This is a genomic window from Streptomyces solicavernae (assembly GCF_029968095.1).
Lineage (GTDB): Bacteria > Actinomycetota > Actinomycetes > Streptomycetales > Streptomycetaceae > Streptomyces > Streptomyces solicavernae.
Genome location: NZ_JASCIR010000060.1, coordinates 1 through 14544, shown reverse-complemented (window position 1 = coordinate 14544; position 14544 = coordinate 1). Strand labels below are relative to the sequence as shown.

Sequence of the window (14544 nt, the reverse complement as noted above, 5' to 3'; positions counted from 1 at the left end):
AGATGGAGAGAAGGCAGGGAGGCCTTGGACCAGAACGCTTCTGCCACCCTGTCATGGTGAGCTCATTCTTCTGAGAGCGCGATCTTCCCAAGACCGATCCGAGAAAGGACGGCGCGGATGCGCAAGGTCATGCGCCAAGGTGGGGCGATTAAGCGCCCCACCGCCCCCCGGCTGCCTACCCATTTTGAGCCGGCGGAGATGCCGAGAGACTTCTTGGCAGATGACGCAATCATTAAGCGGGTTGAGTTTGGTCGCACTTCGTTCGCTGGTGCCCACGCGGAGGCGTTTGAGGCTGAAGGGTGTCGGTTTGAGGGCGTTCGCTTCACCGGGGCTGAGTTGGTGCGCAGTCAGGTCTCAGACTCGGTTCTCGAAACCTGCGATTTCGCGGAGATGAGGGCTCACGACGTCTCCTTGGTTAGGTGCATCGTGTCGAACAGCAGGCTCACTGGAGCAGTCTGGAAGGCAGCGACCTTTCGCGACGTGCGGTTCGAGGGAGGCAAAGCCGACCATGCGCTGTTTCGAGAATCTAAGTTCTACAGCGTGGTTTTCGAGGACGTGCCCATGGGTGGAGTCGACTTTCAGCGATCCGAAATGCACAACGTTCGCTTTGTCAACTGCGACCTCACGGGTGCCCAGTTCAGTCATCTAGTACCTGGCAGCGTGCGTTTCGAGAACTGCACCCTTCTCGACGTAGGTGGTACGGCCTCACTCAAGGGCGTCAGAGTGCAAGGCCCAGGAACGGTGGAGTTGGCCCTGAGCCTCGCACGGGAAGCCGGAATCGTCTTCGAGTGAGCGCCCCGGTTGGGTGATCAGTTACGCAGCCTGTGGCCTGTAGCCTGCCAGTTGAGGGTCTGTGATGCTCCGTTCGGCGAGTTCGAAGTCGATGTTCTTGCCGAACGCGCTCAGCTCGTCGAGCAGCATGGCTCCATACGGGGTGAAGTATGTTCGCTGCTTCTCCAGCGACTCGCAGGCGTCGGCGAGAGACTTGGTGTACTGATCGACTAGGGCAGTCTTGCCGCAGCGATATTCCATGTACATCAGGGGAACGGTCACCGCGGCGGCATGGAACGCCTTGTCAAGTGGGCGCATCTGTCCGATCTTGACGGCTGACAGAGCGCGATGCTGGTCCTTGTGCAGCTCGACGGACGGAAGGGTGAAGGTGCTGTAGACCTTGTCGAGCACGAAGAGCCCGAGGTGCAAGCCCTCGTGGACGAGGCACATCGCGTAATCGAGGGTTTCCCACCTGGGTCCCGGGCTCATCACCACGACGCCTGGCATGTGGCTGGCGCTACCGCCCCCGTCAGCACCGCTGTTGAGGATAATGAGGTCGGTAATCAGCAGGTCCACCATGTAGCGCAAACCGGGGTGGATGTCCTCGATGAGTTGGAGGGCCTCGCGAACCTTTCCTTCGCACGCTTCTCGGGTCGCACGGTCCGTCTGGCCGGCCCCGTTGAAGATGTGCGCGAAGATGGCGTTCTCCTGGCAGTACTCTGCCCAGGAGCCGTCCTCGTAGGTAATGGTCAGGCTGTCTGACTGAACCTCCAACCCGGCGGGCCGAAGTTCAGTGGCCATGGCCCGATATGCAGCCGGTAGGGCTTCGAGAGTGGGCACCGCTCCGCCTTGGGCGCGGACAAGACGAGCGACACCAGCAACCAGGTGGCCATTATTCATGAAGTGCATGAAGGGGTTCCTCCTTGAGTGATGACTGATGCGTGCGCCAGGAGCGGGAAATCTGACTCCGGGCGCACGCAGACGGTCAGTGCGTCAGGACGCGGTCAGGAGGTCCAGCCGCCCATCATGCAGGAGTTGCCGTCGGTGAGGGCAGCCTGGACGTTGCCCTCGATGACGGTCTGCTGCTGAGTGCTGTCAGCCTTCACAGCCTCCAGAGCGGTGGTGAGTGTGGTTCGATGGATCGCCTGCGTGGTGGTGCCGATGATCTGCGGAACCATGTTCTTTCCCTTCTCTGATGTGGCATGGTTTCTCTTCAGCAGCGCCGCATGCATATATCTACATGGCGTCTCTGCCGAAGATAAACAATAGCCACCCGTAAGTGGTCCGGGAACCCCACTACTTCCATTTCCTTAAATCGTTGAACAGGAGTGAAATCGACATGACAAATCCCCGGAACGGCTTACGCTTCTCCATTCCGGTATTGTCGATTCCGTGCGTTTTCGGTTATTTCAATCGGAAGCATGCCAGCCGCTTCGAGCCCTTCATAGCCCCTACAGTGAGACCGCCAGGAGATTTTCATCGGATGGTTTCCGGCCTCGCCAGCCAGGTCTATACGCGAAACCATTGCCTCCCGGGACTGTTTGCGGACGACAGGCAGATACGAAGCGCCGCCCCGGAGGCGTCATAGCTGAATCTCCTCCTTCTTTGCAGGATCTGAACCGGTAGACATTCTGGTGGGAAAGGTTCGCAGAGTCCGGATGGGCGAGAACAGAAGGATGGCAATGGGCACGAGCATGAGAGCCGTGCCGACAGCGAAGGCGGCCCGCACTCCGAGGGCTGCGACCAGGACGCCAGCTACTGCCGCAGCTAGTGGGCGGGAGCCAGCGGTGAGCCAAGTGCTGGCGGACTGCATGCGCGCTTGGTAACCCAGCTCGCACAGCACCTGACGTGTTGATCGTTGCGTTGTTCCTGCGGCGCCTGCGCACGCTAGTTGCGCCATCAGAGACGCGGCGAGCACTATCTGCCAAACCGACCCGGGGCTGGCAAACAGCAAGGGGATTTCCGTGAGTGGAGTGAGCGCGAACCCGATGATGATCAGCGGCCCGGGCCCGAAGTAATTCCCTAGGCGGGGGGCAAGAAGGGCACCAGCCAGGCTTCCGATGCCGGCAACTCCCATAACTAGGCCGACAGCGGCTGGGCTCCAGTTGAGCGTTGAGAGTAGATAGTACGTCCGATAGGTGTTCATGATGCCCAGGGCGAAGCTGAGCATGGAAAGCGCGAGGATCAAAGATCGGATCGTCTCGTGCCCGGCGACGTATCGAAGCCCTTCGCTGATCCCGGAGATCAAGCCAGGCCGCGCGGAGGGACGTACTTGCTCGGGAGCTCGGATGCGCCAAACGCACCACGCACTGACCAGATGTGACACCGCATCAGCGAAAACCGAACGGGCCGCTCCCAGAACAGCTAAGAGAGCGGCTCCCACACTGTTTCCTGCACTGTCGGCGACAGAAAAGGCTGCCCCAATTTTAGAGTTGGCGTTCTGCAGCAGCTCTTGTTCTACCAAGTCGGGTAGATAGCTGATAGCAGCCGCCTCATGGACCACCTTGGCAACCCCGAGCAGAAAAGCGGCCCCATAGAGATGCTGAATCGTTAGCGTGTCCAGAGCGGCGGAGATCGGGATACTCACTACTATCACGGCTGCGATTAAGTCTCCGGCGATCATTAGGAATCGCTTCGAGTACCGGTCAGCGAGCACGCCGGCCGGAAGGGCAACCATGAAACTCGGCAGCTGTCCGAGGAACGTCAGTACAGCGACCTGGGTGACGGTCGCGTACAGGTCGAGAACGGCGATTGCGGGCACAGCAACGGTGCTGACCGCGCTCCCGGACAGACTTGCGCACTGACCCGTCAGATATAAGCGGAAGCCGGGATGGCGCCACAAGGTAGCTCGCGATTTGCCGAATGCCATGGTCAAACTGCTCCGCCGTCTCCAGGCTTAGATTCAGAAGAGTCGCAGCAAGGCTGTTCGGAAAGGGAGGCAAAGGTGAGCTGGCGAAGATTCACTGCACGATGCGGCAGCGTCATTTTCCTGCATGACTCTGCCGCACACGACTCCGCATTACACGCAGCCTCAAGCACCGGCACTCCATTCGTCGCTCGACGCGAGGAAGATCGCATCTCATCATCGATCCAGATACACCTTCCATTGCGTGAAGGCATTCCAGCATCACGGCTGGAAGGGCTGGCGTGCTACCGGACGCAGAAGAGTGGCCGAGAAGCGGTTACCTGCGGACCCTCCATCACAGCAACCGGAATCCGGGAAGTCTCTGCGTACCCTCGGCACTGAAGGGCAAGTGCCACCGGCAATGCTTCTGCCACCCACGTCGCGTATCAGCCATTTAGCCGGGTGGGGAGTAGTTGCGTTAGGGATGTTTAGTCCTGTACTCCACGTTTGCTGCATTGATTGACTTCCGTGCCATTTTGGGGTGACTTTGCCGGTCGGGCGGCGGGCTATGAGGCCGATCGCCACAATTGGGATCACGGGCTCGGTACCGGCCAGGGTGACTCCTCCACCCGCAACCTGCGGTGGCACTCCGGCTGGAATCCGGAATTGATCGTCCGTCAGTCCATGAACCAGGCAGGCACAAATGGTCGATCGCGTCCCGATCTGCCAAGAGCCGAAACTGCAGACAAGGAGCCTTTTCCATCCTCAGTTCGAGCGGGTGAGGTGGAGGGTGAGGACGGCTTGAACGAGGTCGGTGATCCGGGTGGTGGAGCATCGGAGCTTGCGCAGGAGTCTCCAGGTCTTGAGGATGGCGATGGCGGGCTCGACCAGAGCCCGGATCTTGGCCTGTGACCGGTTCACGGCCTGCTGACCGTCGGACAGGTTGTCCCAGCGGCCTCGGTGCGGGACGCGGGCAGCCGGGCCGGCGCCCTGGTACCCCTTGTCCGCCCAGCAGTTGATGTCCGCCGCGGCGAGGGCGGTGAGGATGCCGTGTTCGCGTGCCGCGCGGATGTCATGGACGGCTCCCGGCAGGGCGGGTGAGGCCCACAGCAGGCGTCCGGCCGGGTCAGCGAGGACTTGGACGTTCGCCGTGTTTCTTGTGCTGCCCGAGTAGAAGGGCCTGTCGGCGGCGATCCGGTCGAGGGGCAGGAGCGTGCCGTCGAGTAGGACGAACGCCTTCCTCGACGCTGCCCGGACTGCTTGTTCGAGGGTGGGTGCCAGTGTGGCCAGGAGGTCGACGGCTTCGGTGATGTATCGGTAGGCCGTGGTTGTTCCGATGCCGAACCCGGCGGCGAGCTGCGCGTAGGGTGCCCGTTGCGCAGGTGGGCGAGGGCGAGCAGGACTTGTCGGCCGGCGGTCAGCCGGCGCCACCGGCTGCCGATCGCGCGGCGACGGTCGCGTATGTGGGCGGTGAGGAAGCGAAGGTGCGAGCTGGACAGGTCAAGTCCAGACGGGTAGACAAGCACATGAAGCCTCTGGCCGCCACGGGTGATCTTGGTCGTGAACCCGTCTACCAGGGGCTTCACTCATCTGTCACGCCAACTGCCGGACCAGCACGCCAGGTTGGAAAAGGCTCAAGGGCTTCATACGTCACCGGACGTCAGCGGGGTCGTGGGCCCAGAGGGCTGCTGCGATACGTCGCAGAACGGCGGAGGGCACGGCAGGTACGCCGTCGTCGGGGGTGACAGGCTCGGGGACGATGATCGTTGTCTGTGCTGCGTGTCCGGTGTGCTGGCCTACCAGCGGGCGGAGGATGTCGACCAGGTCCATCGTGGTGTACGCGGCGCAGGGCAGGACGAGTGTGTCGAGGTCGCGGGGCATGGGGTCGCTCGCACGTTGGCAACGGATGACGGGCTGGAAGTGCGGGTAGCGCACAGCTGTTTCGGGAGGGACGAGGATCTCTGCGTCGGGCATGCGCACGGCCAGCTGGCAGGCGAAGGCTTCAGCCTGCTGCAGGTCGCTGAGGACGGCCACGGCGCGGCGCAGGCGGTGCTGTTCGATGATGTGGGCCGCGCCGATGGGTTGGGCGCGCCAGCGTGGGAGGGCACGGGTGCCGGGAACCTGGATGCGCAGCAGCCGGTAGGGGCTGAGCAGCCCGGTAGCGGCGAGTTCGGAGCGCGTGCTGGCCGGGTGGTGGGTGCCGAAGATGGGCTGGGCCGTCATGTCAACAGCCCAGGTGGTCCGGGCCTGCCGGTCGCCGCGTGGGGGCAGGTGGTTGGGGATGCGGGGAGTGGCGGTGAGGTAGAGGCGGGACCGGGCGAGGATGTGGTCGTCGTAGTGGATCGCGGCGTGCGGGTGGTCGGAGGTAATGGTGCCCTCGGCAGTGCGGTGGGCTTCTTCGACGACGAGGTGGTCGAAGGGCGGCAGGTTGTGGTCGCGGTGGCTGCGGGCGATGACGGCGGCGTCCTCGTAGCGAGCCACGACCAGGGCGCCGGGCGGCTGTTGGGTCATCCAGGCGGCCAGTTCGCCTGCGCTGTTCAGACGGACGCCTGCCTTGCCGCTGCGGGTGGGCCGCATGCCCAGGCCTGCGAGCGGGCCCTTGCCGACCGTCCGCCAGGTCTTGACCGCCTGGTGGAGGTAGGCCCGGTCGGGGCCCAGTAACAGGCAGGAAAGGCTTGCCGTTTCGTGTACGGCTGCGGCTGTAGTCAGGGTCTTGCCCGCTCCGGCGGGCATCGTGAGCAGCATGCGTCGCCCGCCGTTGAACAGGAGGTCCGGCAGGTGGGCCGGCGGGTCGTTGCTGGCGACCCACAGGGTCGGTTCGGGCCGGTCTGGTTGGGGGTGCTCGACTGGCGGCTGCGCGGCGGGCGTGCCGGTTGCGCCTTCCTTGGGGTCTCGGGGCCCGGGGAGAGAGGCCGGGGCGTCGTCATGCTGGAGTCCGGATAGCCACTCCATGCCCAGGGCCTCGAGGGAGTCCATCTCTTCGCGGCTGAGGCGGCCTTCGCCGGCCGATGCGCGCAGGCCGGTGATCCACTGGCCCAGAGGGAAGCGGAGGGTGCCGTCGGTGTCGGTGTAGTCGGCGGGGACGCGCAGGTGCTGGTGGCGGCGGAAGAAGCGCCTGGCGGCGCGCAGTCCGGTCGCGTGCGTGGAGCTCTGGCTGCCCAGAGGGCGGCGCAGGGCAAGGTTGAGAGGGCCGTGCTGCAGCGGGAGTGCGGCCAGGAGCGTCTGCTGGCTCTTGGTGAGGGCGGGGAAGGCGTCGACCTGTTCGTCCAGCCAGCGGGTGAGGTCGTCGGTGTCGTCCGGGAGCGGGCCCGGGCACAGGGACAGGGCCGTGCCGGTCTCGCGGGCCTGCGTGTACATGCGCTGCCACGCCAGGGGCCAGGCGGGGTTCCACCAGCGGTCGATGTCCTTCAGTGCACGGGTGTAGGGGGCGGGCAGGGCGCCTGTGGCGGCGAGGCTGCGCTGCTCGGCGAGCCAGGCGCCCAGGGGACGGCCCTGATGAGTCTCGTCCGGCTCGGGGAGCAGATGGCCGTGGATGCGGGCGTAGTCCTGGGCGAGGTGGAGGAAGGACTCCGTGCTGTCTGTGTTGTGGGTCCAGGTCATGGTGCAGGTGGCCAGGGCGGCGGTGCGGGCTGCGCAGAGGTGTCCGGCGGCTTTGAGGGCGCGCTGGTAGCCCAGCCAGCAGCCGAGGTGGAATCCGTCGTCGGTGATGTGGTTGCTGGGAACGTTCAGGTGGCCGTGGGCGGCGTGGAAGGCCTGCGCGCATGCCATGCCTTTTTCCCAGACGTCGGGCTCGGGTTCCATGATGCGCAGCATCAGGTGCGGGGAGATCTGAGGTGCGCGCGCTGGGCGGATGGCGAGGGCCGGTTGGGGTGTCAGTGGCCGGGTGCCGTTGATCGGCAGGCGGTGGAAGTAGTGCTCGTCGTAGGCCTTGAGTGCGATCATGACGTGGTGCAGCAGGTGGTACGGGGTGCCGAACGTCGCGTCCTGGGGGTGCTGTTCGGGTCCGAAGAGCACCGGGATGACCAGGGTGGAGATCTTGTTCATGCCGGGGCCGATCCGCAGGGCGCGGCCGACGGCCTGGACGATGTCGATGGTGGACTGCTTGGGGTCGGCGAAGAGCACGGAGTCGGCTCGCGGGAAGTCGACGCCTTCGACGCACAGGCGGACGTTGCACAGCACGCTCAGCTCTGCCAGCGCGCCGGCAGGCTGGTCCTGTGGTGGCTGGGCGAACCGGTCCAGGCGCTCGCGGCGTTCACGGCGGCCGAGCTTGGAGTGGACGCTGGCCACCCACAGGCTGTCGGCGTGGCTGGTGCCGATGCTGCCTGCGGTCTCGGGCAGGGTGTCGGCGAAGGCCTCGCTCTGCACGATGCTGCGGCTGAAGACGACAGCACGGCGGATGTGGTGTTCCTCGCGCGCTCTGAGCAGGGCCAGTTGGGCAGCCGCCACCCTCATGGCATCGGCCTGGGGTGTGCGGCCGGCCCCCTTGCTGGAGGTCAGCAGGGCACGCAGGTGCGGGTCGTGGATCTCAGGGGCGGCGATGCGGTAGTCGGCCAGACGTCCCTCGTGGATGGCTTCGGCCAGCGAGTATCGGTAGGCGACGGGACCGAAGAGGGATGCATCGTCCATGGAGGCGATCGGCTCGCTGGCTATGCCTCGGCCTGTGTCCCAGATGCGGGGTGTGGCAGTGAGGTAGAGGCGGTGGCGGGCGGGGACTGCGTCGTTGTCGTGGATGACGGCCCAGGGTTTGCTGCGGGCACCGGCAGTGCGATGGGCTTCGTCGACGATGGCGATGTCCCAGCGCGGCAGCAGGTGGCGGTGGTGTGCCTCGACGAGCTTGGGCAGTGCCGCGTAGGTGGCGAAGACGCTGACGGGGCCGTCGGCCTGGCGTACGGCGGCGGCCAGGTGGGCGGGGTGGCTGGCCATGGTGAGCACGCCGTCGAGGACCGGCTCGCTGGTCTGAGGGTCGGAACACAGGCCGGTGTAGAGGCCCGGTCGGCCGGATGTGTACCAGACGCGGGCGGTCTGGTTCAGCAGTTCCAGGGTGGGCAGCACGGTCAGGCTGCGGCTGTGGGTGGTGAGTTCGTGGGCGATGTGCACGGCGAGATGGGTCTTTCCGGTGCCGCACGGCATGATCACCTGCTGCCGGGTGCGGCCCATCGCGTAGGCGTTGAGCACACAGTCCGCGGCGTCACGTTGCCGGGGCCATAACTCGCTGGACAGGTGTGGGCCCGGAAGGTCAAGCAGCATGGCCGGCTCCGCAGTTCAGACAGGTCAGGGGGTGCCTGGGCAGGATGCGGCGCGCGGCGGCAACACACTGCACGCCTGCGGGAGTTGCACCCGATCAGGTGAACTGCCATATGAATAAGGCCCGTTGCGCGTGTTTTGGATCTTGTGGAGGTGCGGGAGGGCGGCGGACGGGTGCTGGGCGCGGCCCGCACGGCGCGGACGCGAGATGAGGCGGGGCGAGGGATGGGCTGGAATCTGGCGCACGTGTCCGTGCGGCTTTGCGGCCACGAGTCGAACTGCTCGCTGTTGTGGCGGGTGGCGGCAGCTCAGGGCGTGGACATCTCCTTCCTGCTGGCCGAGTTGGGCGAGGGAGATCCGGGGCAGCAGGCGGTGCAGCCGCACCTGGCCGAGGTCTTCTTGAGCGGCCCGGCCGCCGAGCGGCTCGCCTTGATGCTGGGTGTTCCGGTGCCTCGGCTGCGGTGGGCGCTGCCGCATCTGCGGGAGATCCACCTGCTGCCCGGGCAGCAGGCCCGGTGGGATTGGCCGTGGTATCCGATGGAGCACTGTCTGGTTCCGGCCTGCAGCCGGTGTGTGGCGTTGCGCGGCGGTGGGTGGGGGCCGATCTGGCTGGTCTGGCCTGAGCCGTGGAAGGTCTGCGGCCGACACGGCCAGTTCACCCACGTGCGCCAGGTGGGTTCTGGTGTGGACCTGGCCCACCTGGGTCAGGTGGTGCGGGCGCACCGGCGGCGGCAGCGGTTCGAACGGCGGCACGGCTTTGTCGGGTCGTATCTGGTCGCGGACGCGTTCGCGATCACCGGCTGGTGGTGGCGGAAGACGGTCGTGGTGTGCTGGGAGAAACGGGCACGGCGTGCCGGGCGGCCGGGCAGTGAGGCGGAGTCGGCGTGGCTGTGGATGTACCCGGAGGCGGTCGCAGTGGCCGGTGCGCTGCTGGACTACGAGCGGCATCGTGCAGCGTGCCCAGGCGGGGCGTGGGCAGCGGCCGAGGCCGAGTTGTTGGAGCGTCTGGCGCAGCTGGCCGCGGTGCTCGGGCTGCCACCTTGGATGTGGCAGGTCCCGGTGGCGCAGTGGCTGCACCAGCATCACCGGTGTACGGCGCCGGTGGCGCAGAGGGGCGGGCCGGTGCGGGCGGCCATCCACTTGGGCGACGGGCAGCACGGTTCCTTGGGCGAGCGGTGCTGCCTGCCCTGGGACTGGAGTGACCTGTCCGTGCCCGTGTGACGCCGGTACGTCAGCGTCGCGGGCCGCTCGCGGACCCTCAACTGCGTATGTTTCGGGCTGGCGTTCACTGTGCCGTTCATGCGGGTGGTCGCAGGCTTGGACGGCTGCGGGAGCGTTGTGTCTGGCGGATCCTGGAACGGGTCTGCTTGAGCGCGGCCCGTTGTGCAGCGGGCTGACGGAGGGGACACGGGCGTGCCGGATGCTCCCCTGGACCAGCAGATGATCACCGTCTGCTACCTCGACCGGTTCGGGCGGCGGCGGGAACTGCCGGTGGAGCAGGCTGTTCAGGTGCCGTTCGAGGAACTGGCGCCCGTGCAGGCGCCGGTGCCCTATCCGGGACGGCAGTCCTTCGTCACCAAGGCCTGGTCCTCTGTCACCGGCCAGTCGCTGGCGTGCGGTTCACTGCGGCAGCAGTACTGCGGCATGCTCCTGGACCGGGACCCTGCCGTGGGGGCACGCGCCGCCGGGCCGATGGAACTGCGCTGGACCAAGGACGGCTGCGTACAGAGCCTGCGGCCGGACTTCGTCGCCTGGCGCAAGGGGCGGCGGGAAGTCATCTGTGTGCAGCCTGAAGAGATCACCGGCCGTTGGTATGCCGGACAGGAACTGCTGGCCCACACCGCGGCGACGGCCGGCTGGCAAACGCGCGTCATACGGCCGCCTCACGGTGTGGAGCTGGACAACCTGAAACTGCTGTATGCCGCCCGCAGCGAGCAGCGGCTGGTCTTGGACAAAGCCGAGTCGCTGGCGCGCCATTTCGCCACGGCACGCACCATCCGCTCCGGAGTACGTGCCGCGGGTCTGCCCGCGCTTGCGGGCACGGACCTGGCTTATCACCTGATCTGGAAGCAGCGTCTGCACATCGACATGGCCAGCCCGCTGACACCGTCGTCGACGGCCTGGCTCTACGAACGGGAGAAGGGTCGGGGCAGGTGACCGCGCAAGAAGGCCCTGTACCGGCCGCCGCCGACACGCTCGCCCTCGGCGACACCATCCGCTTCAGCAGTGCCGACTGGCTGGTCACCGCCTTCCACGGACCGCGTGTCTTCCTCACTGCTGCGGGCGGCGGGGAAGCGGCCGAGCCGTTGATCATCCTGCAGCCGGCCCTCACCTGCGCGAAAGACTTCGCCGTCCTTGACCGGGCAGCTGACCGCAGCGTGGTCACCCACCGCGTACACGAGCTGCAGGCCATACCCGCCGCGATGCGCCGTGAGGCCGAACGGTGGGAGCGCATCGTGAAAGAGGTACTGCACCAGCAGGCCCCGGACGTAACCGCGGCCACCCGTCCCAAACCCGCCTACGATCCAAAGGTCTATACCCTCAAGCAGCGCTATCAGGCCAAGGCCGTCCAGCTCAGCGAAGCGGGCTGGCCGACCTCGGCGGCGACCGTGGAGCGCAAATGCCTCGCCTGGCGCAAGGAAGGCCTGCTGGGGCTGGTCGACCGGCGCGGCCTTCGTACCGCCTCCGCGCACGGACGCGTCGATGAGCGGGTGGTTGACCTCGTGTGGGAGACCCTGGATGCCGAACGCGACCAGGGGGTGTCTGCGGGCACGCTGTCGCGGCTGATCGACCGTGTGCAGCAGGCGGTCCGCGTCCGCTACGCCGACGAGCTCGCCTGCGCCGATGCGGGCACCGTCGCCGCGCTGCTGCCCAGCCGGCCGACCTATTACCGGCTGCTCAAGCGCCTGGGCATCACGGCACAGAATGCGCATGCCGCCGCGGCCCGACGCGCGGCCGGCCCGCCGCTCTCAGCGGGGCGGCCCGGCAGCCGGCGGGCCAGTACGGCGCGCTGGCCCGGGGAGCTGGTGCAGATCGACACCACCGGGCTGGACGTCCTCGCCCTCGGCGATGACGGGCAGGTCATCTCGGTGGAGCTGACCATTGCGATCGATGTGGCCACCCGCAGCATCGTCGGCGCGCTCATCGTGCCCAAACGGTTTCGCCGCGACGCCGGTGCGGGCCGGTGGCTGGGCGGACGCGCCACCCGCAGCTTCGACACGCTGCAGGTCGTGGCGCAGAGCACCGCACCGCTGCCGGTACGGCCGGGATGGGCGCCGGAGACCTTCATGGACGGCTCGGATCTTCCCTTCGAGGAACTGCTGGCCGCCGATGAGCGGTTCGCGGGTGCGGCCGCCCGGCCCGTCATCAAACCCGAGACGCTCGTCGTCGACCACGGCTCACCGTTCGTCTCCGCGGACTTCACCCGCTCCTGCAACGCTCTGGGCATCGAGGTACGCGAGGCCAGGCTGCGTACGCCCGTCGACAAGGCGATCGTCGAGCGCGCCATGCTGGCGGTCAAGACCGGCTTCAGCCAGCACCTGGCCTCCTACACCCACCACCGCCTGGACCTGCGCGGCCGACGCGTCCGCAAGCAGCCGCTGTGGACGATCCCGAAGCTGCAGGAACTGTTCGAGCAGTGGGTAGCGCTGCGCTGGCAGCAAACCCCCCACGGCGCCCTGCGCAGCCCCTTCACCTCAGGAGTGAAACTCACCCCGAACCAGATGTACGCAGCGCTCATCTCGCTGCGCGGCTACCGCTCCACCGCGCTGACCGAAAGCGAGAACCGCAAGCTCCTGCCGACCGTGTGGGTCCGCATCAACCGCAAGGGCTTTACGATCAACAACCGCACCTACAACCTGGACCGAGGCGGCCTGGACCCTTTCCGCGGCTCCTCCAAACTCGCAGCATTCCAGGGACGCTGGGAAGTGCACTACTCCCCCAACCACCCTGAAGCCGCCTGGCTGTTCAACCACCAGGCCGCCGACGACAGCGACCCATGGGTGGAGGTGCCCTTCATCCACCGGCGCCTGCTCCACGACCAGTGGACCGAAGAGACCTGGGAGCAAGGACTTCAGATCCATCTCTCCGCCGGCGGACACCACCGCGACGAGTCCGCCATCGCACGGGCCACCCAGCGTCTGCTGTCCACAGCAGCCGACGGGCCCGGACCCGACGCCAGGCCCACGCCGCCCGCGCCTTCCCTGCCCGCACCCCGCCGCCGGCCAGCCGCGCCCAAACAACCCTACGCCGCCGGCATGCCGCCACTGGATCCGGAATCGGTCCGGCCCTTTGCCCGCCTCGACCGCCCCGCCGCACAACTCTTCGCAGCCGGCGAGCCCGTGAAGGACAGCGGGCAGAGCGTCGATGCCTTCCTGGCCTCGCTGCCCGAGCTGAAAGCACACGCCGACGGCCCAGACAGCCGGCAAGGAGAAGACCGTTGAAAGCGCCGGTACGCGACCTGCAGACCCGCCCCTCTCCCCCGCCGGCCCTCAGCACCATCGCCGAGCCGACCACCCTGCTGGGGTGGCGCGCCCGCCTGCGCCGAACACCGTCCCCACCCCCGCCTCTGATCCCGCTGCCGCAGGCAGACCCCTCCATGGCCACCGGCGACAAGGAAGAAGAAAGGGAGAACCATCCCCGCATCCGCTACCACGCCGACCTCGGCCTGGTCGAAACCACCGACATCCAACGCGGACTGCTCCTCGCACGGCGGATACTGAGGCGAAACGGCGAACGCCGCCAGCCAGGCCCCCACATCGCCATCGACAGCGACTGCCGAGGCACCGGCAAACGCACCCTGCTCCACCACATCGGCATGGGCCACCAAGGCCGCCGCGAAAAGCTGCACGGCATCGACGACGACCGCATCCCCGTCGTCTGTATCAACGCCCCGCCCACCCCGGGCACCCCCGCCGACTGGTCCGCCGCCCTCGCCACGTTCCTCGGCTGGGACCTCTACCGCACCGACACCGACAACCGCCCCGTGCAGCGCATGAAGGACTTCACCGGGCCCGCCGTGCACCTGATGCGCACCCGCCAGGTAGAGGTCTGCCTGGTTGACGGGATCGACCGGCTACGCACCGAAGACCTGCAGCCCACCTTCGACTTCTTCGACTACCTCGCGGACGAACTGAGCCTGACGGTCTTTTGGAGCGGCATCGGCTCCAGCGACATCCTCCGCGAAGCACGCACCGCCCGCTTCCCTGCCCTACGGCGGACAAGCGCAGCCACACCGCTGCGCCAGCGGTCCGTACCCACCCTGTGGGTCAACCGCCTACCACCCCGCAGCCGGGAACACCCCGACGAATGGCCCAGAACCCTCGCCAGCTTCGACAGCCGACTCCACCTGTGCCACCACCGGCCCGGCACCCTCCTCGAACACGACGAAACCCTCTACACCCTCACCGACGGCCTCATGGAACACCTCACACCACTGATCAGCATGACCGCCCAAATCGCCGTACTCGACGGCACCGAAGCCATCACACCCGAAAACCTCCACGACACCGCCCGCTACCTCGACCTCCCCACAGCCACCGACCACGACAAGTGGTAACAAACCCCGGAACAAGCTGCCCTCACACACACCAACACAGACCCAACACAACAGTCCCAGGGCCTACAGAAATTCTCACTCCACCTGCTGCCGTCTCATCCCACATGCAGCACCACAGGCCAACTCC

Annotated in this window: 9 protein-coding genes and 1 pseudogene; 5 read left to right on the top strand and 5 right to left on the bottom strand. The window is 66.7% G+C overall.

Annotated elements, in window-relative coordinates; translation table 11 throughout:
• Positions 1 to 117 precede the first annotated feature (117 nt).
• Positions 118 to 792, top strand: a complete 675-nt coding sequence (locus QIS99_RS31385) for a pentapeptide repeat-containing protein (RefSeq protein WP_282517150.1) — start codon at positions 118 to 120, stop codon at positions 790 to 792.
• Positions 793 to 813: 21 nt separating this feature from the next.
• On the opposite strand, the gene QIS99_RS31380 is transcribed toward QIS99_RS31385, so the two are convergent.
• The 5 genes and pseudogenes from QIS99_RS31380 to QIS99_RS31360 all read right to left on the bottom strand — a co-directional run bounded on the left by QIS99_RS31380 (position 814) and on the right by QIS99_RS31360 (position 8863).
• Positions 814 to 1680, bottom strand: a complete 867-nt coding sequence (locus QIS99_RS31380) for an aKG-HExxH-type peptide beta-hydroxylase (protein WP_282517149.1) — start codon at positions 1678 to 1680, stop codon at positions 814 to 816.
• A 95-nt stretch (positions 1681 to 1775) separates the two neighbouring features.
• Complete coding sequence (locus tag QIS99_RS31375) at positions 1776 to 1949, bottom strand: hypothetical protein (protein ID WP_282517148.1); 174 nt, start codon at positions 1947 to 1949, stop codon at positions 1776 to 1778.
• 404 nt (positions 1950 to 2353) lie between these two features.
• The gene (locus QIS99_RS31370) at positions 2354 to 3640 is read right to left on the bottom strand and encodes an MFS transporter (RefSeq protein ID WP_282517147.1); all 1287 of its coding nucleotides are present in this window, start codon (positions 3638 to 3640) and stop codon (positions 2354 to 2356) included.
• A gap of 741 nt (positions 3641 to 4381) precedes the next feature.
• Positions 4382 to 5142, bottom strand: a pseudogene (locus tag QIS99_RS31365) (transposase family protein).
• Between the two features lie 124 nt (positions 5143 to 5266).
• Positions 5267 to 8863, bottom strand: coding sequence for a DEAD/DEAH box helicase (locus QIS99_RS31360; RefSeq protein ID WP_282517146.1), 3597 nt, complete (start codon positions 8861 to 8863; stop codon positions 5267 to 5269).
• Between the two features lie 222 nt (positions 8864 to 9085).
• On the opposite strand from QIS99_RS31360, the gene QIS99_RS31355 reads away from it, so the two are divergent.
• The 4 genes from QIS99_RS31355 to QIS99_RS31340 all read left to right on the top strand — a co-directional run bounded on the left by QIS99_RS31355 (position 9086) and on the right by QIS99_RS31340 (position 14417).
• A complete protein-coding gene (locus QIS99_RS31355) occupies positions 9086 to 10081 on the top strand; it encodes a hypothetical protein (protein ID WP_282517145.1) in 996 nt (331 codons plus the stop codon).
• Between the two features lie 192 nt (positions 10082 to 10273).
• On the top strand, positions 10274 to 11017 hold the full coding sequence (locus tag QIS99_RS31350) for a hypothetical protein (RefSeq protein WP_282517144.1): 744 nt from the start codon (positions 10274 to 10276) through the stop codon (positions 11015 to 11017).
• Complete coding sequence (locus QIS99_RS31345) at positions 11014 to 13302, top strand: integrase (protein WP_282517143.1); 2289 nt, start codon at positions 11014 to 11016, stop codon at positions 13300 to 13302. Before QIS99_RS31350 ends, QIS99_RS31345 begins: the two co-directional genes overlap by 4 nt.
• Positions 13299 to 14417: a hypothetical protein gene (locus tag QIS99_RS31340; RefSeq protein WP_282517142.1), complete on the top strand. Its 1119-nt coding sequence runs from the start codon at positions 13299 to 13301 to the stop codon at positions 14415 to 14417. The genes QIS99_RS31345 and QIS99_RS31340 overlap by 4 nt, the downstream gene beginning before the upstream one ends.
• Positions 14418 to 14544 lie beyond the last annotated feature (127 nt).

Coding starts and splice junctions, on each gene's coding strand:
- QIS99_RS31385 (WP_282517150.1), top strand. CDS start 118: ATGCGCAAGGTCATGCGCCAAGGTGGGGCGATTAAGCGCCCCACCGCC.
- QIS99_RS31380 (WP_282517149.1), bottom strand. CDS start 1,680: ATGCACTTCATGAATAATGGCCACCTGGTTGCTGGTGTCGCTCGTCTT.
- QIS99_RS31375 (WP_282517148.1), bottom strand. CDS start 1,949: ATGGTTCCGCAGATCATCGGCACCACCACGCAGGCGATCCATCGAACC.
- QIS99_RS31370 (WP_282517147.1), bottom strand. CDS start 3,640: ATGGCATTCGGCAAATCGCGAGCTACCTTGTGGCGCCATCCCGGCTTC.
- QIS99_RS31360 (WP_282517146.1), bottom strand. CDS start 8,863: ATGCTGCTTGACCTTCCGGGCCCACACCTGTCCAGCGAGTTATGGCCC.
- QIS99_RS31355 (WP_282517145.1), top strand. CDS start 9,086: ATGGGCTGGAATCTGGCGCACGTGTCCGTGCGGCTTTGCGGCCACGAG.